Origin of the sequence: Salinivirga sp., from assembly GCF_035268865.1 — a bacterium.
GTDB lineage: Bacteria > Bacteroidota > Bacteroidia > Bacteroidales > Salinivirgaceae > Salinivirga.
In genome coordinates this window covers 1-23,039 of sequence record NZ_DATFKB010000222.1, presented here as the reverse complement: position 1 = coordinate 23,039, position 23,039 = coordinate 1, and the positions used below count along the sequence as shown (strand labels likewise).

Sequence of the window (23,039 nt, the reverse complement as noted above, 5' to 3'; positions counted from 1 at the left end):
TGTGCTCAGGGTCACACATCTGGTAAATATCAATGAATATAAACGTTACCAGTTTCCCCCTATACTGAGAGTTTCATCAAAAGCATTCGGAATGGGTCGCAGGTATCCTATTGTGGCCAAATATTAGTGTCATGTCAAATGTGAAATGACGGGTAAGTTAAAGAGGTTTTCGTTTTTAGAAAGACAAAAAATGTGCGCATAGCACAGCGTTCTGTAATCATTTTTTAACGCAGATACAAATGAAAAGATCAATACTTGGCGCGTCAGATTACGCTTGACATGACACTAGTCGCCTATTTGCCGCTGGCTTCAAAAATGGTTTTTATAGTATAGATCATAATTTTAAAGTCGACATAAAGCGACATGTTTTCAATATAAATAATGTCGTAACGCAACCGCTCAATCATTTGATCAACATTTTCGGCATAACCATATTTTACCTGTCCAAGAGATGTAATACCAGGTCGAACCCGCAACAGATGATAATAATGTGGTGCACGCTCCACAATTTGATCAATAAAAAACTGGCGTTCCGGCCTTGGTCCAACCAGAGACATGTTGCCCAGAACCACGTTATAAAACTGGGGGATTTCGTCTAAGCGTGTTTTACGTAAAAACCTTCCCACACTTGTAATTCTATTATCTGTATGATTTGAAAGCTGCGGTCCGTTTTTCTCAGCATCGACCACCATAGAACGAAATTTATATATGGTGAATGGTTTCCCAAATCGGCCTATACGCGTATGAGAATAAAAAACAGGCCCCTTGGAATTTGCTTTAATAGCTATTGAAATACCCACGTATAAGGGAATTAAAATAACCATGGCAATAATTGAAAAAACCACATCAAGAAATCGTTTCACATTCTCCTGCCAGGGCGGCATAAGTTCATGTGTAACCTCCAAAAGGGGGATGCTGTATAGCGATGTGGTCTGAACATGTCCGGTAAGAATGTCGTAAAGATCAGGTTGCATTAAGGTTCGTGTATGCAATAGCTCCAGCCGGGAAATAACCTTTTCAAGTTTGTTTTTTTCCTGATAATCGAGTGATATAATTACCTCATCTACCTTGTACTCTTTTACAATGGTATTAATATCTTCTAATGAATCGCCAAGTTTGGACAAATATTGTTCTAAAGGATATTCCTCCTGCGGCTCCAAAGGCACAAACCCAATAAATTTATTTCCAGATGACTTTGGTTTATTGCTCATTTCTTTGATTAATCCAACAGCTTTTTCCCGGGCTCCTATAATGAGTGTATTGAAAGAAAACTCGCCCCGGCGCATTTTGCGTATTGTAGAACTGGTAATAGTTAACCGGGGAATATAGGTAAATACAAATTGTAGGGAAAACAATGTAAAAAAAGAACTGTAATAGTTTTTGTATGATGAGATATAATCATCCAGAATAAGAATGAAAAACAATATTACCGATCCAACAAGCACAAGCTTAAATGTAGATGCCAGTTCCTGCAACCGGGACTTTCTTAACAAATTTCGATATTCACCGGTAAAATAATAGAGCGCTAACCAAAAAAACGGGATAATGCTTAATCCAAGGAAAAAAGTATCGTCATTTCCAAGGTGTATTTTTTCAATAGGAAAGTGCTCCACATATATTTTACGGTAACTGTAAAACAGGCCCCAGCTAATAGCCCCGGCCAGCAAATCAAATAAAACATATTTTAGGGTAAGTAGCTTTTTATTCATATAGTCTGATCAATAGTGTATTAACCTAATATTGTCTAAATAAACATGTTTAGATTCATCGGTGATATTGTTCCCCCCGAAAAGAAAACGGAACTGGTGATTAAGGACATTATAATCACCGATAAAATTGCTTAAGTAAATATAAATATGTTCCCATCCATCAGTTGGATTAAACTGATATATGCGCGCTTCCCTTATACTTCCATCAGTTAGGTTTTGGACATGCCATGCAAATTCAAAATAATGGTCTGTTTTATAAGAAAGTTCCAGGTATACATCCCGGTCCGAAGGTAAAAAGTACTGTTCAACCGATTGCAAAGTAAAAGTTGAATCGGGCTCCACAATGATGGCGCCTGCTGTCGAAGAAGGTGCATCGCTAATGGTATCTGTTTTGATAATGGTGGTATGGGTAGAATCATAAGCTTCGAGGGTTGTAGAGGAAAATTCGAATGTTTCTTCCCATTGAAAATTAAGGTCTTCACGAAACGAAGTTACGGGGTTCAAATTAATTGTTCCGCCAGGTACAAGATTTTTTTCAACTTCCCAGGGTTGATAAAATGGGTAAGGACCTCTTGAGACAGCTATACCGTTAACTTTTATTCCTGGTACTACCCTTATATTTGCATTTCCACTTTCCAAAACAGGAAAATGTGCCGGTAATTCATATACACCTATCAGTTTTTCATTTACGTAAACCCAGGCATCTGTTAATTGAGCATACTCCTCGTCAACTGTAATATCTTCAATTGTAAGGTAAACTGGGATCTCTTCTTCTGGATTTATGTGGTCGCAACCAATTAAAAATAAAAACGTTGCAATAAAAACAAGTGTATTTATTCTGGTCATTATCAGGTAAATAAGATTATTCGTACTTTTTGAAATATTTTTGCAAAGAAAACAAAAATCTTGCTTAAAAGTGACCTACACATAAAAACCTTTCTTCTCGGCCGAATCTTTAAGCTTTTCAAGCAAGCTTACCACGCTATAAAGACAGTTCAGGTCACCTTTAATATTGTGATTGTATAACGCATCAAGTTGTCGTTTTAATATGTCAGCATGATTAGAAAATTCGCCATCCGAAAAATCGCCCTGTCCCACAATGTTCTCGTCATAAAACATATAATGGCTATTCCCCTTGGCATAATTACCAACAAATAGATGTAAATACTTATCTTTTAAATTACTCAGGTTAGCAGAAATAGCCCTGGCATTTTTGTTTTGGTCTGGCATTACGTGAAAAAAGGATTGTATATTCTCACAATCTAAAAACAGACACCCAAAAACTAAAATCTGATAGACCTGCAGCAATATTTCTTCTTCAGTATTAAACCTGGTAATATGTAAATGTGCTTGTTTGGTTAAATCCTTAAAGATGCTTTTCAGCAAAAAATATGGGGTAATATCAAACGCAACTACATTACCTGCTTCTTCTTGATAAGCCTTACACTTTTGAATAACCGGCAATGAAATCGGGTAATCAAGGTCGAGAAATATCTTATCTCCCTTTTTTATGGTGTGATAGAGTAAATTCAGATTCTCAGCTGCACCGGGTTCAACAACTACCAGGTCGTTCAAATGCACGAGCTCCTCAACGGTATCAGTTGAATTAAAACTTTTGTCCTCTTCTTTGCTGTGCAAAATAGTTAAACTATTTTCACCGAATGCTTCCGCAAAAATCGGGGCTCGTTTTTGAATATCTTTTTCTGTTCCAATTAATCCTATTTTCATCCTGCCGGGTTTTATAATTCATTGAAAACGAAACGGAAAATAAAGTCTTCTTACTCAATAGCTCAACTTTCTGTTTAAAGTTTATAATTATAGCCTGTTACAGCATAAAAAGAAGTATTCAAAATCCCTGATTCTTCTAATCATGTTTTAGTAAAAACATGTCTATACAATGCCTTCTTTTAATATATCGTGTAAATGCACCATACCCTCAAACTTTCCGTCTACTGCAACAGCAAGCTGTGTAATACTATTGTCCTCCATCATGTTAAAAGCTTTAATTGCCATGGCTTCGGGAGCAATTGTTTTTGGATTACGGCTCATAATATCCTCTGCTTTAGTAGAAGCAAGATCCAGCTTTTTCTGAATCATTCTTCTCAAATCACCATCCGTAATAATGCCAACCACACTTAAATCCTTGTCTACAACAATTGCAGCACCAAGTCGTTTTTCAGATATTTCAAGAATCACCTGTTCAACTGGTGTATCTGGAGATACCATTGGTCTGGGATTGTTTTTGTATAAATCGCTTACACGCATGTAGAGTTTTTTGCCCAGTGCCCCCCCAGGATGAAAACGTGCAAAGTCTTCCTCGCCAAAGTCTCTATAATCAATTAGCGCAATAGCCAAAGCATCACCTAAAACCAATTGCGCCGTAGTACTCGACGTAGGAGCCAAATTGTTGGGGCAGGCCTCTTTTTCGATTGTACTTTTTAAGAGATAATCAGCGTTTTTACCTAAAAATGAATCGACATTGCTCACCATACCAATGAGGGTATTGCCTCTGGACTTAATTAAAGGAACCAGCACTTTAATTTCCGGAGTATTACCGCTTTTTGAAATACACAAAACACTGTCGTGCTCACGTACAATACCCAAATCGCCATGTATGGCATCTGCAGCATGCATAAATACAGCAGGCGTACCTGTTGAATTTAAAGTTGCAACAATTTTATTTGCAATAATCGCACTTTTACCAATCCCTGTAACAATTAATCTTCCTTCTGAATTATAAATCAATTCAACAACCTTAGCAAAATCTTCATCTAAATAATTCACAAGATTTTTAATAGCTAAAGCTTCGTGTTCAATGGACTTGCCTGCAATTTTTAAAATATTCTGATAGTTACGTTTATGATCATTCATTTTATGCACAGTTTTTGTAAAATGCTTATCGGGTTAAAGTGGGTAAAATTACTAGATTTTATTTCACTCAGGATCAATAAGTCTATGTTTGTTGATAAAACCTAAAAAATATCACCCGAATAACAGACAAAATAAAAATAAATGTATTGGAATTTTACTAACTTAGTAATAGATTTTTAGAAAATATATGCTCAAATGAATGAAAAACATAGTAAGCTTAGTGCTGAATTGAAAAAGCATTTTGGTTTTGATACTTTCAAAGGGAACCAGGAAGCTATTATTGAGAATTTGCTTCAAAACAATGATACATTTGTTCTAATGCCAACCGGTGGTGGTAAATCATTATGTTATCAACTACCTGCACTTTTACAAGAGGGAACAGCCATCGTCATTTCTCCACTAATTGCATTAATGAAAAACCAGGTCGATGCTATGCGCAGTTATGCCGGAGATGACAGCATTGCTCATTTTTTAAATTCTTCTCTCAATAAAACAGAAATGACAAGGGTGCGCGAAGACGTACTGAATAGCAAAACCAGGTTATTGTACGTTGCGCCGGAATCCCTAACTAAAGAAGAAAATATTCTTTTTCTTAAAAAAGCTAATATTCAATTTTACGCTATTGATGAAGCACATTGTATATCGGAATGGGGTCACGACTTCAGACCAGAGTACCGCCGCATAAGACCAATTGTAGAAACCATTGGTCGCGCACCTATCATTGCACTAACAGCTACTGCCACGCCAAAGGTTCAACACGACATTCAGAAGAATCTGGGTATGCTGGAGGCCAATGTCTATAAATCATCATTCCGCAGGCACAATCTTTACTATGAAATACGTCCCAAAAAGAACGTCAACAAACAAATCATAAAATTCCTGAAAGATAACCATGGAAAATCAGGTATTATTTATTGTCTCAGCCGGAAAAAAGTAGAAGAGCTTGCCGAGACGCTTCGCGTAAACGGAATAAAAGCTTTGGCTTACCATGCAGGTATGGATGCCGCTACCCGCACAGGCAACCAGGATAAATTCCTAATGGAAGAGATCGATGTAATTGTGGCAACCATTGCTTTTGGGATGGGAATTGATAAGCCGGATGTACGGTTTGTAATTCATTACGATATACCCAAAAGCCTGGAAAGCTACTACCAGGAAACAGGACGCGCAGGTCGCGACGGTGGAGAAGGTAAATGCATTGCTTTTTATGCCTATAAAGACATACAAAAGCTCGAAAAATTTATGCAGGGTAAACCCGTTGCTGAGCAAGAAATTGGCAATCAACTGCTTAATGAAGTTGTTACTTATGCAGAATCAGGAGTATGCCGTGTGCAGCAGTTATTAAACTATTTTGGAGAAACCCTGGAAGAGCCATGTGGCAATTGCGATAACTGCCTTAACCCTAAAGAAACCTTTGAAGGAAAAGACTATATTGTTCAAATAATTGAGACCATTAAGGCCATAAAAGAGAGCTTTAAGGCCGATTATATCTCAAAATTGCTCGCTGGTGTTGCCGATTCAGCAATAAAATCATACAAACACCATAAATCACCTTTATTCGGGTCGGGTGGTGACCATGATGCCCGTTTCTGGAATGCCATCATCAGGCAGGCCTTAATAAAAAAACTGCTTCGTAAGAATATCGAAAATTATGGACTGCTCACAGTTACAGAAAAAGGTGAAGAGTTCTTAAAGCATCCTTACTCTGTAACTTTATACAAGGAACACGAGTTCCCTGATGACGAGCAGGATGATGACGTACACAGTTCGAGTGCAAATACCGCATCGGCAGATCCGGCACTTTTTGGAATGCTTAAAGATTTACGTAAAAAAATAGCTAAACGTAAAGAGATACCTCCTTTTGTAATTTTCCAGGATCCATCGCTTCAGGACATGGCCATACACTACCCTATCAGTATAGAAGAACTACAAAACATGACTGGCGTAGGGCAAGGTAAAGCCAAAAGATATGGTAAAGATTTCGTGGAACTGATAAAGAAATATGTTGACGAGAACGAGATTGAACGGCCCGAAGATATGGTTGTTAAGTCAGTTGTCAATAAATCAGGGTTAAAAGTATACATCATACAATCTATCGATCGCAAAATACCATTGGATGACATTGCTGCTGCAAAAGGAATGGAAATGGAAGACCTGCTTAAAGAAGTTGAAGCCATTGTTTATTCAGGTACACGATTAAATATTGGTTACTACATCGACCAGGTTGTGGATGAAGAAAAACAAGATGATGTATATGCGTATTTTCTGGAAGAAGCCGAAAATGAATCCCTTGAAAATGCGCTGGATGAACTTGGAGAAGAAGAGTATACAGAAGAAGACATCAGGTTAATGCGCATTAAGTTCTTCTCTGAAATGGCAAATTAACAAATCGTTTGCAATTTAGGCCACGGGTAGACCCTAAGTTCGGCCTAAAATTTGTAATTGTTATAGTAAAAAATTACGATTATGCTACGTACATCTAATCCTGCTTTGAGCGAAAAAATATTCAGAAAATCGGTTGCTGAAAGCGGAGCACAAACCATGACCATTAACGGAAGCATTCAAAAAACTGCATTATTAGTGCTTCTTACTGTGGCTGGAGCTTCATACACCTGGAGCAAGTTTTTAAGTGCCGGACCCGAAATGGTACAGGGCTGGATGATTGGTGGCGCTATTGGTGGTTTTATCGCAGCAATGGTAATTATTTTTAAACGAAACCTTGCCAAATACGTTGCCCCAATTTATGCTGTGCTGGAAGGACTATTTCTGGGAGCTATATCGGCATATTTCAATGCCATGTTCCCGGCAGAAGGAATTGTGATGAGGGCAATTGCCTTAACCTTCGGTGTACTTTTCGCAATGCTTATGCTTTACAGAGCAGGCATTATTAAACCAACAAAAAAATTCAGAGCAGGTGTAATGGCTGCAACCGGAGGTGTAGCGCTGGTGTATTTTATAACTATAATTGCAAATATGTTTGGTGCAAACCTGACTTTCATGTATGAATCGAGCCCACTGGGTATTGGCATATCATTGGTTATTGTAATAATTGCATCCCTCAACCTCATACTCGATTTTGATTTTATAGAAAAAGGCAGCCAGGCCGGATTAGATAAAAATATGGAATGGTATGCAGCATTTGGCCTTATGGTAACCCTCATTTGGTTGTATATAGAAATTTTAAGATTACTTGCCCTCTTTGCAGGGAGAGACTAAATATTCAACACCTTAATTATTGAATGGCTGTTCAGCATTTTGAGCAGCCATTTTTTCATGAAACAAAATTCAGAAATCATAGCATTAAATCACATTTCTCTGCAGGCACAAAAAACCTACCCAAATAAAAAATAAAAGCCTAAATTACTGCCATTTAATCATAAGGAAAATCATAAAAAAACAACCCCATAAACAAAAAATCAAAATGGTTTGTTTAACATTCACCTAATAAATATTAACAAAACATTGCGATTATGAAACTATTAAAAAATATACTGGCCACCGTAGATTTCAGTCCCTTATCAACTAAAGTAATTGAAAATGCAATTCTTTTCGCAAAAGAATTCAACTCTCAGGTGTCGTTAATGTATGTAATTGAGGAGGGGTACACTTCACCAAACATGAAGGCAATAGTAGAAAAAAATTACGCTGAAAAACTCAATGAGTATGCAAAAAAGGTGAAATCCGAAGGTATTACAGTTAATAAAACAATAATAGAATCCGGGGCTCCTTTTGAGCGCATTATTCAGGAGGCACAAAACGAAGATTACAATGTTATAATTGCCGGAGCGCGCGAAGCTTCTAAAGGCGATTCATATAAACTGGGAACAACAACTGAAAAATTAATACGGAAAAACCAAATTCCGCTTTTAGTTATAAAAAATAGTGGGATTGACCATATCAAAAAAATTGTATGCCCTGTTGATTTTTCTGATGCAGCGCAAAGAGCATTGAAAAATGCTCTTACACTTGCAGAGCATTTTGATGCTGAACTATATATCTTGAATGTGTTTAAACCAATCGATATATTTTCTAAACGGTTTGAAGTGGATAATGCAGCAGAAAATAAGCGATTAAAAGCAACTCAGGAAAAAGATTTTGCCAGCTTCCTTGACAAATTTCAGCTCAAAAACATAAAACACAAAATAGAAATGAGGGAGGGCAATCCTCATCAGGAAATCCTCCAATTTATTGAAGAAAACAAAATTGATTTACTCCTTATGGGAACAACCGGGAAATCAAACCTTAGTCGAATTCTAATGGGAAGCACTACTGAAAAAGTAACTCGAGAGGTACCATGCAACTTCATAACAACAAAAGCTCGCGATATTACAGACAGTTATTTTGAAAGCAATTTAAAATCTATTGAATCAGTTTTAAATACTGCGCGGGTTTTTTATAAAAATAAAAACTACAAAAAGGCACTGGAAAAATATACAATGGCTTTAAAGGAATACCCGGACAATATTCCAGTGATTATTGGATTAATGGAAACGCATAAGGCCCTTGGCAACGACAACAAGGTAACGCATTTCAGATCATATGCAAAAGAAATAGTCAAACGAATATGGGGCGATGAATATCTGGAAAAATTTAATCTCTGATTTTCTATTCAATCACATAACCTGAAAAACCCTTATTTTCGTATTATGTAAACATACACAGCCTAACTACCCGTATTGTTACCCTTATTTCCCATTAAAAAGGGTACTAATTCTATGTTTTCAATTGCTTTTGTTAAATTGATTCCGGTAATTAGCATTAAAAAACATAAATGATTTTAACCTTCAGGTTATCATTTCGTTTAAATTTACTGTCTGAAAAGATTAACAAAATCGTTATGTAATGCAACTGTTTTTTTAAAACAAATCTCTTTAGGCAATGTTAATATAAATACATGATTAGCGCGCATTTATAGCGATAATTAAATTTTAGATTATGGAGAAAAAATTAAAAAATATTTTGGTTCCTGTTGATTTTCAGAAACCTTCTGAGCAAGCGTTAAGATATGCCGTAAATATGGGCAGGCAATTCAATTTAGACATTACAATTCTGCATGTAATTGAAACACCCGGAATACTGTCTGAATTTTTCGGTAAAAGTAATACAGAAGAGCTTGTAAAACTTACCAATCAAATCAAAGACAAACTTCAAAAAATGATTGATGAGTTGAAAGCAGAAACCTCAGAAATCAAAATTAGCAGCCGGGTTGAACGTGGCAAACTACATCAAAAAATACTCAGCGTGGCAGAAGATATCAATGCACGCATGATCATTCTTGGTGAAAATCACCAGGGCGAAGATGCCAGTAAAGATTTGGGCAGTACTGTATACCATGTAACACTCAAATCCCCGGTTCCCGTTTTGACGCTCAAGGGGAATATTGAAAAAATGAATGATAAAATAATTGTTCCGCTGGACCTTACCAAAGAGATGAGGCGAAAACTATTCAGTGCTATTGTGCACGGTCTAAATTATGGTGCAGAAATTCACCTGGTATCTGCTTTAATTGGCGGTATTAAAATGCGCGAAAGCCGCATTTATAAAAAACTTAAACAAGCGAAAAAAACTATAACAGAAAATGGCTTGCAATGTACTACTAAACTATTTCCTAAAGATGATGAACCACCATTTCGAAAAATTCTTCAATACGCTAAAGATGTAGATGGAGGGCTGATTTTGGTAATGACCCACAAAGAAGGTTACACCTACGATAATTACATAGGAGCCTTTGCACACCATATCATCAATGAGTCGACTGTGCCGGTTTTGAGTTTAACATCAGCAGCCACCAACCTTAATTTTAGTAAATATTTGCAAGGATTTGTTGATCCGGCCGGAATTTTAGATAAAAATAAAATTAGATAGTCTCATTGTGTGTTCATGGAATCTTTCGTGTTATTACTATACCTGATTGTGGCATTTGCCATGTTTCTTGTTCCCCAAAAAATAAAGGGCGTAAAACCTATACTACCGGCCCTTCTGCATTTTGGGGCTTTTATCTATTTTTTAACACGTATTCCGGCAATATCAAAAGGAACAATAACCAAACAAAGCTTTGCATGGATACCTGAACTATCGCTAAATATTGAATTTACCCTCGATGGACTAAGCCTTATATTCGCCTTATTAATCACGGCTATAGGAGCACTTGTTTTCCTGTATGCAAAAGCATATATGAAAAGCTACGAAGGCAGATCAAGATTTTATTTCTATTTATCGGTTTTCAGTGGAGCGATGCTTGGACTGGTACTGTCTACCAATTTTATACAATTCTTCATTTTCTGGGAATTAACAAGTGTGCTCTCGTTTCTTCTTATTAGCTTTTTCAACGAAAAAGACTCAGCCCGAAGCGCTGCCTTTCAGTCACTTTTTATTACAACTTTTGGAGGGCTTTCACTGCTGGCTGGCATTATACTAATTGGCAATATAGCTGATAGTTACAACCTATCAGACTGGATAGCACATGCCGAACAGATAAAGGCCAGCAAAATATATTTACCAGCCTTACTGCTAATTTTAATTGGTATTTTCACTAAATCGGCCCAGTTTCCATTCCATTTTTGGTTACCCGGAGCTATGCAAGCTCCTACTCCCGTAAGCGCCTACCTGCATTCAGCAACTATGGTAAAGGCCGGAGTTTTTCTACTTGCTCGCTTAAACCCTGTTTTAGGAGGAACTGATGAATGGACACACATTATACCCGTCATTGGTGCAATAACCATGTTGGTAGGATCATATCTATCCATCACTCAAAAAGATATTAAGGCAATACTTGCCTACACAACCATTAGTGCCCTGGGTTTATTGGTTCTTTTATTTGGTATCGACACCAACCTGTCGGTTAAAGCAGCCATGGTATTCCTATTTGTGCATGCTTTTTACAAAGCTTCACTATTTATGATTGCTGGCTATATCGACAAAAAAACAGGTACACGGGATATTGACTCACTTGGCGGCCTGGCACGCATTTTACCCTATGGATTTGGCGTTGCAGCTATAGCTTTATTGTCAATGGCCGGATTACCACCACTGCTGGGGTTTATAGGAAAAGAGCTTATTTATGAGGCAAAGGTGCAATCGCCCGGATTAGGTTTTTTGGTACTCATTTTTGGGGTTGTTTCTAACATTTTGATGGTGACCATTTCCCTTTATTTTCTATTTAAAGTTTTTATGGGCAAAGCACTAACCCACATAAAACGCCCTAAAAAAATTGATTTGTATTTTTTGGCAGGGCCGGCATCGCTGGCATTTCTCAGTCTGGCACTTGGTTTATATCCAGATTTTCTTTCTGGTTTAATCGAACCCGCAATTGAAGTAATCAGGGTGGAGGTCGTGCAAATAAAGTTAAAACTGTGGCATGGCTTAAACCTGGTATTTCTATTGAGTCTTTTCACTGTAATTTCTGGTGTACTTATATTCCTTTTAATATATAAAAACCACAAATTTTTGCTGGGCTGGAGAAAACTGAATGACAGAATATTCTACATTAATTTTTCAGACGTTTTCCTTTCGGGGATCGATCGTTTTGTGGGCTACTCAGGGAAAAACACAAAGCTCATTCAGCATGGTTATCACAGGTATTATATTCTCACCATTATACTTTTCACTTCGCTGCTGCTTTGGCTGCAAATTTTTATAACACGCGACTGGCAGCTTGATACTAAATTTACACTTCAGCCATTCTACATTAGCGGGCTCATTGGCATCATGATGCTGGCAGCAATATATAGTGCCATATCACGATCGCGCTTAAATACAATTATAGCCATGGGGATAACGGGCTATGGAATATCACTGATATATCTTTATTACAGTGCTGTAGATTTAGCTATAACGCAAATCATAGTAGAAACGTTAACCATTGTAATTTTTGTGTTAGTGTTGCAAAAGCTTCCAAAATTTGCTACACTTTCGAAAAAATCAACGCGCCTGCGCGATGCTGCTATTGCACTGGTATTTGGAGGTGTAATGACAATTTTGGCCTTAAAAGCAATTCATGTAGATTTTAACCTCCCGATTTCTGATTTTTTCATTGAAAAAAGTTATCCGGAAGCTTTTGGGAAAAACGTGGTTAATGTAATACTCGTGGATTTCAGAACATTGGATACGCTTGGCGAAATAACTGTACTTAGCGTTGCTGCTGTTGGGGTTTACGTATTATTAAAGAAAAAAACAAAAAAGCTATGAACTCAGTAATCTTACAAATAGCATCGAAATATATCCGGGCAATATTGCTGATATTTGCCGTGCTGGCGTTGCTGAGGGGTCACAATCAGCCGGGAGGAGGATTCATTGGCGGGCTTTTGGCTGGCTTATCGGTTGTATATACAAGCTTAGCTTTTTCGGCAACCAACATAGAACAAAAGCTCAAAATAAAACCAGCGCACTATATCGGCATTGGTTTATTTATCGCTTTAATTAGTGTTTTGCCGGGCTTGTGGGCAAAAGGTACCCTTTTTCAAGGTGTTTGGACCACCATCCCATTGCCCTTTGGAAGTGGACTCAAAATAGGCACGCCATTGCTCTTCGATATAGGAGTTTTCTTTACTGTAATTGGCGTTACGCTACAATTTTTTTTCACCTTATCAAATAAAGAATAATGGAAATATTACTCGCCATATTAATAGGATTATTATACGCAATAGGAGCATATCTTTTATTGCGCAGGAGCATATTGAAATTTATTATCGGCATAATATTTTTAAGCAATGCTACCAATTTGCTGGTATTTCTTTCTGCCGGCATAATTTCGGGCAAACCTGTTTTTGTAAATGGCAAAGGCATATCAGCGGTTGAAACAGACCCATTACCACAGGCATTGGTACTCACAGCAATTGTAATTGGTTTTGGAATAGTTGTTTATACACTTGCCCTGAAATACAAATTCTACAAAACCACTGGTACCGATGACCTCGACCAACTCAAACAAACAGATGAATAGCATATGAATGCAATATTACTACCCATATTAATACCTTTAGCGCTAATCATAGTGCTACTCTTTACCAAATCACAAAGAGCTGGAGCCATACTTGGTATAGTAGGTAGTTTATTGCTGCTTGGCACCTCCGTATACTTGTTTGCTGAAGTTCGAAATCAGGAATTATTAGTACTGCAGGTTGGTGGCTGGAAAGCCCCATTCGGTATCTCGCTGGTGATAGATTACCTGGCAGCCATTATGCTGCTTGTTTCAGCTTTCATTTTTTTGGCAATCTCCATATACGCCCATGGTTTTGTGCGTGAAGCAAACTATGGACCAAGGTTTTATATATTCTTTTTCTCCCTCGCAATGGGCGTAAACGGCGCATTTACAACTGGCGATGTTTTTAATTTATATGTATGGTTTGAAGTTATGTTGCTATCATCGTTTGTATTAATAACGATGGGCAATAAAAAAGAACAGCTTGAAGGAGGCATAAAATATTTAGCTTTGAACCTTATTGGCTCCATGCTTTTTTTAGCCGGGCTGGGCTTACTTTATGGGAAAACCGGCACATTAAATATGGCCCACCTGGCACAAATCTTACAGGATGACCAGGAAAATCTGCTGATGAATACTTCTGCGATGCTGTTTTTTGTAGCATTTGGCATCAAAGCCGGCCTCTTTCCTTTATTTTTTTGGCTGCCAGCATCTTATCACACACCCAATATAACTGTAACCTCTCTATTTGCCGGATTGCTTACAAAAGTTGGGGTCTATGCACTTTTCCGTTTTTTTACGATGTTTATTGTACAAGACGCACTTTTTTGGCACAATCTTCTGCTTATAATTGCCGGCTTCACAATGGTGATTGGAGGTATGGCAGCTTCAACTCATTATGAAACCAGACGAATCTTGTCCTATCATATTATCAGCCAAATTGGCTACATGATAATGGGATTAGGCATTTTTACACCGCTTGCTATTGCCGGGGCCATTTTCTTTACAATTCACAACATGATCGCAAAAACCAATACATTTCTCGTTGCCGGTCTCATAAGCAAATTAAAAGGAACTTTTTATTTAAAAGATATTGGTGGCTTAATTAAAGAACAACCGCTACTTGCAATATTGTTTATCGTTCCATCTTTTGCACTGGCAGGTATACCGCCTATTTCAGGCTTCTTTGCCAAATTTATTCTCATTAAAGCCGGCTTTGAGGCAGAACAGTACATTATCACAACTGTAGCGATTTTAACTAGCTTGCTGACTTTGTACAGTATGATAAAAATTTGGAACGAAGCTTTTCTGAAAAAACAACCTGAAACCAGCCATAGCTTACCTAGAGCTAAATTATCATTTTCAGGTTTACTACCATCGGTATTACTCGGACTTGCAAGTATTGCAATGGGAATATTCGCATCGGAGGTTTTTGAAATTACCTATGATGCCGCCAAACAAATTATTGATCCTCAGGTTTATATTGAAAAAGTACTAATGCCACAAAAATGAAATTAATTAAAAAAACATATCTGTTCATAGCATTTATTTTATTTTACCTGTATAACCTGGTAAAATCAAACCTCTTTATTGCTTATGATATACTTACGCCCACAATGCACACAAAATCTGATTATGTATGGGTAAAAAACCGCACCAACAGTCCATTAGGGTTGTTATTATTCAGCAACCTGGTTTCAATGACACCAGGTACGCTCAGCATAGATTATTCTGAAGAAAAAAAAGCACTCCTTATACACTATTTATATTTCAACACCAACAACAAAGTAATCGAGGAGATAGAAACAATTCAAAACAAAATAATAGCACTCGTAAAATAAAAAATGATGCATGAAGTTCCGGAAATAGTTATTTACACAGGTTTGGCATTCTTGCTACTGGCACTCTTACTCTCATTTGTAAGGTTAGTGCGTGGCCCGAGCGTAAATGATCGTATTGCAGCCATGGATCTTATTGCCTCCATAGTAACCGGATTTATCATTATCTACAGTATGCTTTGGAAAAGCGAGTTTTATATCGATGTGGTTATCATAATATCGTTAATTTCATTTATTGGTACAGTAGCCATTTCTACGTATCTCAGACAAAAACGTAAAAGTTCATGACAGTATATTTTGTTTCCATATTACTTTTACTAGGATCTGCTTTTATTCTGATAGCAGCCATCGGTCTTGTAAAGTTCAATAACTTATACAGCCGTATGCATGCTACAACCAAAGCAACATCATTCGGCACTTTGTTGCTGTTAATTGCAGTTTCTCTATTCTTCAACACGCCTGCAATCTACATCAAATCTTTGCTTGTAATAATTTTCATTTATCTGACAGCTCCTCTGGCAGCCCACTCAATTGCAAAATCTTTTATTGCAAAAAAAGACAAAGACTCCAAAAAACAAAAAGATTAAACTAACTTGAGCCTATAGGATCCCTACCAACGGAGTAAAAATTCGGAAACTTAAAGTCTCAGATCATTGTGCTATTTTGCATCATCAACAGGATTGTCGTGTTTCTTAAAATACACCCTGAAAAGCAAGAATAAGAGGTAAAGCGCCGGTACTCCAATCATTGCACTACCGGCATATTCAATGGTAGGATTACCATTATGAATCATACCAAAACCCAGCACCATCAAAACTATGGAAATGACCACTAATTTGACCTTCATTTTAAATCCTTTTAAATGCCACTAACCCATAAAAAAATAAAAAGTTTATAAGAAAACCGCTATTCTTGCAATAAAAATAAACAGAAGGAATGGGATTTGTATTGAAAACAAAAAGATCTCATTATGCTAAATTACATAAATACCTTTTTTAGTGAATTGTGGCACCTTACGTTAGAGATGGCTCCCTATCTGATGTTAGGATTTCTCTTTGCTGGGGTGCTTCATGTATGGTTTCCCCAGCACAAGGTGAACCGGTTTATGGGTAAACATAACCTGCGCTCAGTATTCAATGCTTCGCTAATTGGTGTGCCCCTGCCTCTCTGTAGTTGCGGTGTTATTCCGGCAGGAGTATCATTTTACAAAAACGGAGCGTCAAAAGGTTCTGCCATAAGCTTTATGACCTCTACACCACAAACCGGAGTAGACTCAATATTGGTTACCTGGTCGATGCTTGGGTTACCATTAGCCCTTATCAGGCCCGTTGTTGCCATGATTACAGGTATTTTTTCCGGTTGGTGGGTAAATAAAGGTGAAAAACAAAAAATAATTAGCAAGCCCCTCAATGAAGGTAGCTCGCAGCATATAAAAGACAATAAAATAGTAGCCATGCTGCGCTATGCTTTTATAGATTTTATGGCTGACATTGTAAAGTGGCTGGCTTTAGGTCTATTGCTTGCAGCTTTAATTGCAGTAATTGTACCCGATGACTTTTTCAGTCAGCATATGACCCATCCTGCATATGAGTACCTTTTTGTAATATTGGCCTCCATACCACTTTATGTGTGTGCTACAGCTTCAGTACCCATTGCAGCAGTATTAATTCTGAAAGGTATTTCTCCCGGTGCAGCCCTGGTATTTCTAATGGCCGGGCCGGCTACCAATGCCGCAACCATTACTGTAATAGCACAAACGCTGGGAAGAATCAGCTTTATTAAATATTTGGTTACCATTATAGTGGGTGCCATTGCCTCGGGCTTAGTTATTGATTACTTATTGCCATCGTCCTGGTTTGCCATTGAACAAAGCATGCAAACCCATGAGCATGGTATACTGCCCGAGTGGTTGATATACTCCTCTGCGACAATACTAATCCTTCTAATTCTTTATCATCTTATGAAAATACTTGGAAACTTATTTAGCAAAGAAAGGTTCAAAACCCGTGAAGTTGTGTCAGGTGAAAAACTCGACAATCCCAACTTACATGTTTCAGGTATGGACTGCAAACACTGTAAAATGAACATTGAAAAACACCTTAAACAAATAGATGGTGTTGACCACGTGGAAGCTAACGAAAACACCGGATACGTAGCTGTACAGGGCAAAAATGTTCCAATCGACAGTGTCCAACAACAAGTGAAAGACCTTGGATATAAACTCGAAGGTGTTATTGTATAAAAAAAAGTACCTTGCGATCAATTGATCAGGTGACTTTAAGCCACCTGATCAATTAAAGACTTTAAAGCCTTCAGTCGCTTTGAGCGATGCCGATGGTTATATGTTTAAGGTAGCTTTTGCCCGGGAATCCATGGAGCGCCAAGCTCTTGCAATTCTGTTTCCACTGCAGGTATTTTGTTGTTCATTATTTCTTTCAATTGTAATTTTAGCTCTTTAAACTCTTTCTGCGCTATTTCAAGACTACGCTTATGAGTTTGCGTAGGTCCATAAGTTGAATTATTAGTTCCCATTTGAGCTGCACTAATTCTGCTATAAATCGTTGGGTTATTTCGCTCACCCACCTCACTTTTAGCTTTACTTCCGAAAAACTTAAGTCTAAGCCTGGCCAACTCCATTTTAAGATTATACATTTTCGAATTAAGCATGGTGGGGTCTACATCTGTTCTTGAAAGTGCTTTTTCCATAGCATTAATTTTCTTTTCTGTATTTTGTATTGCCATAGATACTGCACTCATTTTACCTTGCAACACCTCGATTTCTTCCCAAAATGCCACTACCTTATCTGGCTCAGCACCCTCAAGTGCTCCTTTTCTCATTCGTTCCACTTCAAATTCCATTGGCTCCGAAAGGTTTGTAACAACACCATCAATTTGTTTAGACAATGTCACGGTGTACTTACCCGGTGCTACCATATGTCCTTCGGGCTGCCAATTAGAATTGGTCCTATCGGGATTGATCGCTCTTTGAGAAGCTGTTTTCAGGTTCCAATTTACCCGGTGAAATCCTTTTTTGGCCGGGCCCTCAATTTTTCTAATTACATTACCTTCAAGGTTTTTTACTGTTAAAATAATCTTAGGCTTTTCCTGCAATTTCTCTTTATCCAGTTTTTCCCACCCGGGGAAAGGAATATCTTCATCTTCTTTGATGAGTTCTTTCTCTTTTTCCTTCCTTATTTCTTCCAAAGTTTTGTACGCTTTCCCTACATAGTAAGTAAATACAGCTCCAAAAGGTGGATTAGGTGCTGTAAAGTATTGCGCTCCCTGCGATCCTTTTTTCCCACCTAACGTCGAGCGTTGTTTATACCACCACGCTTTACGTGTAGGAAATAATTTAGCTTCACCTTTCAGTTGTTCTTCTGTTACCTGTCGCAATGCTGAATAATCATCCAACACATAAAAACTTCTTCCGAAAGATGCGCCAACCAAATCGTTTTCTCTGCGCTGAATAGCCAAATCGCGAAATGAGATGGTTGGTACTCCCCCTGAAAGCTTTGCCCATTTTTCGCCACCCGTAACCGTAAAGTAAATGCCGAATTCAGTTCCCAGAAACATCAAATCTTTATTTACATGGTCCTGCACAATCCTCCACAGCAAAGTGCGGTCAGGCAGGTTTCCTTTTATTGACTTCCATGACTTGCCCTTATCTGTACTCTTGAGCACGTAGGGATCAAAATCACCATATTTATGGTTATCCAGCACCACATATACTGTATTTGCGTCGAACAGATCTGCTTTGATATCGTTTACAAAGGCTGTTTCGGGCACTTTGGGCAGATCATCGACCATTATTTTTCGCCACTTGCCACCGCCATCTTCAGTAACCTGAATGATTCCATCATCGGTTCCTGCATAGATTAAACCCTCCTGAACGGGCGATTCAGCCAAAGAAGTGATGGTGTTGAAGTTTGACATGGCATCCATGTCCCAAGGTGCATCGTAGCTCCATTGCTTATCCATAATAGGCAATTCAATGCGATTCTGATTTTTCGTTAAATCACCCGAAATGGGCGTCCAGCTGTCACCACGATTCTCAGATTTCCAGACACGCTGGGACGCAAAGTAAATGCGTGTGGGTTTATGCGGACTAACCAAAATTGGAGCATCCCAATTAAAACGCTCATAATCTTCTCCTGCTTCGGGTTGGGGTTGAATGTATACAAACTCTCCGGTAGTTCTGTCCACACGTACCAGGTTTCCCTGTTGCCACTCAGCATAAACAATATCCGGATTGCCCGGTTCTGTTGCTGGCTGATGTCCGTCGGCAAATAATACCACCTCCCAATCAGAATTGGCAATGCCTCTTGTGTCATCTGTGCGGGATGGCCCACCCTGTGTATTATTGTCTTGTGTTCCTCCGTAAATGTTATAAAAAGGTTCGGCATCATCTACAGCAACCTTATAAAACTGGGTAATGGGCAAATTGGGAATATAGCGCCAGTTTTCTGCAGCATCAAACGTTTCATAAATACCTCCATCGGTACCTATAAGTAAATAATCCGGATCATCATCGCGAAATGCAACAGAGTGATTATCAGAGTGCTTAAACTCCTCTTTCATTCTTTTAAATGTCTTGCCACCATCTTCTGACACCTGCATGCGTACATCAACCAGGTAAAGTTTATCGAAATGGTGCGGGCTGGCATACAATTCCTGATAATAATGCGGGCCGGTAGCTCCCGAAACAGCATCGGACTGCTTACTCCATGATGCACCTCTGTCTGTAGATTTATAAAGGCCTCCAGTTCTTCTGTCTAATTCAATAGCTGCATAAAGAATATCGGGTTTTTGAGGAGAAATGGCCAGGCCAATTTTACCCATGTTTGATTTTGGTAATCCTTTTTCTAGTTTTTCCCAGTTTTCGCCACCATCTTCCGATTTGTAAATGGCTGTTCCCGGGCCACCTCCCATGTATGCTGCCACATTTCTGTGTCGTTGCCATGTTGCTGCATATAACCGATCGGGGTTTCGTGGATCCATTACAATATCTGTAGCACCTACCCACTCATCATCACCCAGTGTTTTTCTCCATGTTTTACCTCCATCAATGGTTTTATATAAACCTCGCTCACCACCTTTTGACCATAGCGGCCCCTGCGCAGCAATCCACACAATATCCGAATTTTCAGGGTGAATGATAATCTTTGAAATATGTTCTGATTTTTTCAATCCCATATTCTCCCAGGATTTGCCCGCATCTTTACTCAGATAGATCCCATCGCCATAACCTACATGTCGTCCACCGATATTTTCGCCAGTCCCGACCCAAACAATATTAGGATTATTCTCATCAATGGTTACACAACCAATTGAATACGATGATTGCTTATCGAAAATGGGGTTCCATGTGGTACCAGCGTTCCTGGTTTTCCAAACCCCTCCTGACCCGACAGCTACATACCAGATGTTATTGTTTTGAGGATGAATGGCAATGTCGGCAATTCTACCCGACATAAAAGCCGGACCGATGCTCCGGAACTTCAATCCTGAGAAACTAGATTCGGAAAATATCTCTTTGTCTTTTTTGTCTTGTGCATTGAGTGTAAAAACGCATGTCAATGCAATGAGGATGAGGAATAGATTTTTCATTGTATAAGATTTTATGTAACGATCTGAAAAGTAAATCTCTATGAAATTAAAAAATTATTATCAAAAAAGTATGAGTAAATAACAATATTGATATTTTTGTCCGAATACGGATATTAAAAACGAAAAACAGCATGAAAAGGTTATTTATTAAGAAGATAGTTCCAGTAATTGTCATTACCTGCATGTCCAGCTTTGCATTTGCCCAATCAGAAATATTACCATTTGCAGATTCAATTACAAAGCAGCATCTCATACAGCATGTGTACACACTGGCATCTGACAGCCTTGAAGGGCGCAATACAGGCAGGCATGGTCAAAAAATTGCTGCAAAATATATTGCAAATTATTTCCGCAAAAATGGTTTAGACAGCCTGAACCTGGATGGATATTTTCAGCGGTATACGCTCCTTAAATACAATTATGGCAACACCGGCATAATGGCTAAAAACACGGGCAAATATGCCGATAAATTACCGTACATGAGTTTCTTTGGCACCAATCTTTTCACACATGAAATGCACTTTCGCGACACATTGCACTTTAAATATTTGGGCTATGGCAAAAACTACAAAAACCTCAATCTGAAAGACACGGTTGCCATATTGCTTTTAGATGATAACCTGGGAAAAACCTACAACCATGTTAAAAATATTGCAGCACACTCCCATGGAAAATTTTTCCTGATCTTTTTCCCTAAAGCCGGCCTATTTCGCTATAACCCTGAAAAACATCCGCTGGCCGAAATCAACAAAAACGACCGGCTTAAAGCACTTACATATAAATTTAAGGATCCCTTTCTGCCCAAATATTATGCGAAATATCGCAGCTATGCTGATTCACTGCAGTCATTCATGCAAAATAATGATACCATTGTAATGGCTTTTGCCAATCCATGGGAAACCGGCAGGTTGTTTAAGATGAAATATAAAAAGCTTAAAAAACTGGAGAAAAAAGTTGCCAAAGGGAAAGCCTCCCGCAACATCAACTTAACTAACGATACAGCCATTTGCTACATTAAAACCAACAAATATAAGCTAGATACACTCCAAACAGAGAACGTTATTGGCTATATTGAGGGCACCGATAAAAAAGATGAAATAATTGTAGTTTCAGCGCATTACGACCATATTGGAAAAAGAGGTGAGCACATATATTATGGGGCTGACGACAATGCCTCTGGCACAGCAGCAATTATGGAAATGGCCCGCGCATTTCAGAAAGCAGAAGAAAAAGGGATAAAGCCCCGCAGAAGTCTAATTTTTGTGGCCTTTTCAGGAGAAGAAATGGGTTTGAGGGGTTCAGATTATTTTGTAGATCACTGCCCGGTCCCTTTGGAAAATGTGGTGCTCAATTTAAACCTTGATATGGTGGGTCGTAACAGGGAAAATGACGATAAATACAGACAAACAGCTTATGTTATTGCCAATGGCAAACATCGCCGCTTTTTTAAAAGAAAAGCAAAACAGGCCGGTCGTGAATCGGACAGTGTTATAATCTCCAAACACCCGGGTTTCAGGGAAAGAACGACCTGGGCATTTTCGTCAGATCATTTCCGGTTTAAACGAAAAAACATACCCATTGCCTGCTTTTTTACAGGCTTGCACCCCGATTACCATACTACCAGAGACACGCCTGATAAAATTAATTACACAAAACTTACTGAAATAACTCGTGTTGGCTATAGAATGCTGTGGGAAGTAGCAAACACGGACAAAAAACTGAAAGTAAAAGTAAAGCATCCAAAGAGACAGAACTTTATCGAAAAAATGATGGATTAAAAACTGCTGCAAAAGTTACTCTCCCCATCGAAAAGTGTCGTGTTTCAGCTCAGCCAAATCTACAATCCTGTCAACAACGGTATCGACCAACTCATTTATGTCTTTTGGCTTGTTATAAAAAGAAGGAGTTGCCGGGCAAATTATACCACCTGCCAGGGTGATGGTTTCCATATTGCGGATGTGGATTAGATTATAAGGGGTTTCGCGTGGTACAAGGATAAGTTTCCTGCGTTCTTTAAGCATTACATCAGCTGCACGGCTAATCAGATCATCTGAAACGCCATTGGCAATGCGCCCGGTAATACCCATAGATGCA

20 protein-coding genes are annotated in these 23,039 nt (G+C 38.4%); 13 read left to right on the top strand and 7 right to left on the bottom strand.

Translation table 11 applies throughout. The features are described from left to right. Window positions 1-293: 293 nt before the first annotated feature. The 4 genes from VJ937_RS13235 to VJ937_RS13220 all read right to left on the bottom strand — a co-directional run bounded on the left by VJ937_RS13235 (window position 294) and on the right by VJ937_RS13220 (window position 4,580). Window positions 294-1,709, bottom strand: coding sequence for a sugar transferase (locus VJ937_RS13235; RefSeq protein WP_324067830.1), 1,416 nt, complete (start codon window positions 1,707-1,709; stop codon window positions 294-296). A 9-nt stretch (window positions 1,710-1,718) separates the two neighbouring features. Further along, window positions 1,719-2,555 carry a hypothetical protein gene (locus VJ937_RS13230; RefSeq protein ID WP_324067829.1) on the bottom strand — a complete coding sequence of 279 codons (837 nt, stop codon included), beginning with the start codon at window positions 2,553-2,555 and terminating at the stop codon, window positions 1,719-1,721. A 75-nt stretch (window positions 2,556-2,630) separates the two neighbouring features. After that, a complete protein-coding gene (locus VJ937_RS13225) occupies window positions 2,631-3,437 on the bottom strand; it encodes a hypothetical protein (protein WP_324067828.1) in 807 nt (268 codons plus the stop codon). A gap of 162 nt (window positions 3,438-3,599) precedes the next feature. Next, a complete protein-coding gene (locus VJ937_RS13220; protein ID WP_324067827.1) occupies window positions 3,600-4,580 on the bottom strand; it encodes a KpsF/GutQ family sugar-phosphate isomerase in 981 nt (326 codons plus the stop codon). Window positions 4,581-4,775: 195 nt separating this feature from the next. Between VJ937_RS13220 and recQ the strand changes: the two genes are divergently transcribed. From recQ to mnhG, 11 genes are all read left to right on the top strand, one after another. Further along, window positions 4,776-6,965 carry a DNA helicase RecQ gene (recQ, locus tag VJ937_RS13215; protein WP_324067826.1) on the top strand — a complete coding sequence of 730 codons (2,190 nt, stop codon included), beginning with the start codon at window positions 4,776-4,778 and terminating at the stop codon, window positions 6,963-6,965. 81 nt (window positions 6,966-7,046) lie between these two features. Then, on the top strand, window positions 7,047-7,796 hold the full coding sequence (locus VJ937_RS13210) for a Bax inhibitor-1/YccA family protein (RefSeq protein WP_324067825.1): 750 nt from the start codon (window positions 7,047-7,049) through the stop codon (window positions 7,794-7,796). Between the two features lie 254 nt (window positions 7,797-8,050). Continuing rightward, window positions 8,051-9,181: a universal stress protein gene (locus tag VJ937_RS13205; protein WP_324067824.1), complete on the top strand. Its 1,131-nt coding sequence runs from the start codon at window positions 8,051-8,053 to the stop codon at window positions 9,179-9,181. A 334-nt stretch (window positions 9,182-9,515) separates the two neighbouring features. Next, on the top strand, window positions 9,516-10,445 hold the full coding sequence (locus VJ937_RS13200) for a universal stress protein (RefSeq protein WP_324067823.1): 930 nt from the start codon (window positions 9,516-9,518) through the stop codon (window positions 10,443-10,445). 15 nt (window positions 10,446-10,460) lie between these two features. Then, window positions 10,461-12,767 (top strand): hydrogen gas-evolving membrane-bound hydrogenase subunit E, encoded by a 2,307-nt coding sequence (gene mbhE, locus VJ937_RS13195; protein ID WP_324067822.1) that lies wholly within the window; start codon window positions 10,461-10,463, stop codon window positions 12,765-12,767. After that, window positions 12,764-13,180, top strand: coding sequence for an MnhB domain-containing protein (locus VJ937_RS13190; RefSeq protein WP_324067821.1), 417 nt, complete (start codon window positions 12,764-12,766; stop codon window positions 13,178-13,180). Before mbhE ends, VJ937_RS13190 begins: the two co-directional genes overlap by 4 nt. Continuing rightward, complete coding sequence (locus VJ937_RS13185) at window positions 13,180-13,521, top strand: NADH-quinone oxidoreductase subunit K (protein ID WP_324067819.1); 342 nt, start codon at window positions 13,180-13,182, stop codon at window positions 13,519-13,521. Before VJ937_RS13190 ends, VJ937_RS13185 begins: the two co-directional genes overlap by 1 nt. Before the next feature lie 3 nt (window positions 13,522-13,524). Further along, on the top strand, window positions 13,525-15,012 hold the full coding sequence (locus VJ937_RS13180; protein WP_324067818.1) for a proton-conducting transporter membrane subunit: 1,488 nt from the start codon (window positions 13,525-13,527) through the stop codon (window positions 15,010-15,012). Then, on the top strand, window positions 15,009-15,341 hold the full coding sequence (locus VJ937_RS13175) for a Na+/H+ antiporter subunit E (protein ID WP_324067817.1): 333 nt from the start codon (window positions 15,009-15,011) through the stop codon (window positions 15,339-15,341). The genes VJ937_RS13180 and VJ937_RS13175 overlap by 4 nt, the downstream gene beginning before the upstream one ends. Before the next feature lie 3 nt (window positions 15,342-15,344). Continuing rightward, complete coding sequence (locus tag VJ937_RS13170; RefSeq protein WP_324067816.1) at window positions 15,345-15,626, top strand: monovalent cation/H+ antiporter complex subunit F; 282 nt, start codon at window positions 15,345-15,347, stop codon at window positions 15,624-15,626. Further along, window positions 15,623-15,925 (top strand): monovalent cation/H(+) antiporter subunit G, encoded by a 303-nt coding sequence (mnhG, locus tag VJ937_RS13165; RefSeq protein ID WP_324067815.1) that lies wholly within the window; start codon window positions 15,623-15,625, stop codon window positions 15,923-15,925. The genes VJ937_RS13170 and mnhG overlap by 4 nt, the downstream gene beginning before the upstream one ends. 71 nt (window positions 15,926-15,996) lie before the next feature. Here the strand turns inward: mnhG and VJ937_RS13160 are convergent, their stop codons facing one another. Further along, the gene (locus tag VJ937_RS13160) at window positions 15,997-16,185 is read right to left on the bottom strand and encodes a hypothetical protein (RefSeq protein WP_324067814.1); all 189 of its coding nucleotides are present in this window, start codon (window positions 16,183-16,185) and stop codon (window positions 15,997-15,999) included. A gap of 123 nt (window positions 16,186-16,308) precedes the next feature. Here VJ937_RS13160 and VJ937_RS13155 point away from each other — a divergent pair, with 123 nt between their 5' ends. Continuing rightward, on the top strand, window positions 16,309-17,580 hold the full coding sequence (locus VJ937_RS13155; protein ID WP_324067813.1) for a permease: 1,272 nt from the start codon (window positions 16,309-16,311) through the stop codon (window positions 17,578-17,580). A gap of 104 nt (window positions 17,581-17,684) precedes the next feature. On the opposite strand, the gene VJ937_RS13150 is transcribed toward VJ937_RS13155, so the two are convergent. After that, the gene (locus VJ937_RS13150; protein WP_324067812.1) at window positions 17,685-20,945 is read right to left on the bottom strand and encodes a VPS10 domain-containing protein; all 3,261 of its coding nucleotides are present in this window, start codon (window positions 20,943-20,945) and stop codon (window positions 17,685-17,687) included. A 131-nt stretch (window positions 20,946-21,076) separates the two neighbouring features. On the opposite strand from VJ937_RS13150, the gene VJ937_RS13145 reads away from it, so the two are divergent. Further along, window positions 21,077-22,723, top strand: coding sequence for a M28 family metallopeptidase (locus tag VJ937_RS13145; RefSeq protein ID WP_324067810.1), 1,647 nt, complete (start codon window positions 21,077-21,079; stop codon window positions 22,721-22,723). 15 nt (window positions 22,724-22,738) lie between these two features. Here the strand turns inward: VJ937_RS13145 and VJ937_RS13140 are convergent. Continuing rightward, window positions 22,739-23,039 (bottom strand): UbiX family flavin prenyltransferase (locus VJ937_RS13140; protein WP_324067809.1); only part of this gene is annotated, 301 nt, incomplete at its 5' end.

Excerpts from the sequence above, each read along its gene's own strand:
- VJ937_RS13235 (WP_324067830.1), bottom strand. The coding sequence starts at position 1,709 with ATGAATAAAAAGCTACTTACCCTAAAATATGTTTTATTTGATTTGCTG.
- VJ937_RS13230 (WP_324067829.1), bottom strand. The coding sequence starts at position 2,555 with ATGACCAGAATAAATACACTTGTTTTTATTGCAACGTTTTTATTTTTA.
- VJ937_RS13225 (WP_324067828.1), bottom strand. The coding sequence starts at position 3,437 with ATGAAAATAGGATTAATTGGAACAGAAAAAGATATTCAAAAACGAGCC.
- VJ937_RS13220 (WP_324067827.1), bottom strand. The coding sequence starts at position 4,580 with ATGAATGATCATAAACGTAACTATCAGAATATTTTAAAAATTGCAGGC.
- recQ (WP_324067826.1), top strand. The coding sequence starts at position 4,776 with ATGAATGAAAAACATAGTAAGCTTAGTGCTGAATTGAAAAAGCATTTT.
- VJ937_RS13210 (WP_324067825.1), top strand. The coding sequence starts at position 7,047 with ATGCTACGTACATCTAATCCTGCTTTGAGCGAAAAAATATTCAGAAAA.
- VJ937_RS13205 (WP_324067824.1), top strand. The coding sequence starts at position 8,051 with ATGAAACTATTAAAAAATATACTGGCCACCGTAGATTTCAGTCCCTTA.
- VJ937_RS13200 (WP_324067823.1), top strand. The coding sequence starts at position 9,516 with ATGGAGAAAAAATTAAAAAATATTTTGGTTCCTGTTGATTTTCAGAAA.
- mbhE (WP_324067822.1), top strand. The coding sequence starts at position 10,461 with ATGGAATCTTTCGTGTTATTACTATACCTGATTGTGGCATTTGCCATG.
- VJ937_RS13190 (WP_324067821.1), top strand. The coding sequence starts at position 12,764 with ATGAACTCAGTAATCTTACAAATAGCATCGAAATATATCCGGGCAATA.
- VJ937_RS13185 (WP_324067819.1), top strand. The coding sequence starts at position 13,180 with ATGGAAATATTACTCGCCATATTAATAGGATTATTATACGCAATAGGA.
- VJ937_RS13180 (WP_324067818.1), top strand. The coding sequence starts at position 13,525 with ATGAATGCAATATTACTACCCATATTAATACCTTTAGCGCTAATCATA.
- VJ937_RS13175 (WP_324067817.1), top strand. The coding sequence starts at position 15,009 with ATGAAATTAATTAAAAAAACATATCTGTTCATAGCATTTATTTTATTT.
- VJ937_RS13170 (WP_324067816.1), top strand. The coding sequence starts at position 15,345 with ATGATGCATGAAGTTCCGGAAATAGTTATTTACACAGGTTTGGCATTC.
- mnhG (WP_324067815.1), top strand. The coding sequence starts at position 15,623 with ATGACAGTATATTTTGTTTCCATATTACTTTTACTAGGATCTGCTTTT.
- VJ937_RS13160 (WP_324067814.1), bottom strand. The coding sequence starts at position 16,185 with ATGAAGGTCAAATTAGTGGTCATTTCCATAGTTTTGATGGTGCTGGGT.
- VJ937_RS13155 (WP_324067813.1), top strand. The coding sequence starts at position 16,309 with ATGCTAAATTACATAAATACCTTTTTTAGTGAATTGTGGCACCTTACG.
- VJ937_RS13150 (WP_324067812.1), bottom strand. The coding sequence starts at position 20,945 with ATGAAAAATCTATTCCTCATCCTCATTGCATTGACATGCGTTTTTACA.
- VJ937_RS13145 (WP_324067810.1), top strand. The coding sequence starts at position 21,077 with ATGAAAAGGTTATTTATTAAGAAGATAGTTCCAGTAATTGTCATTACC.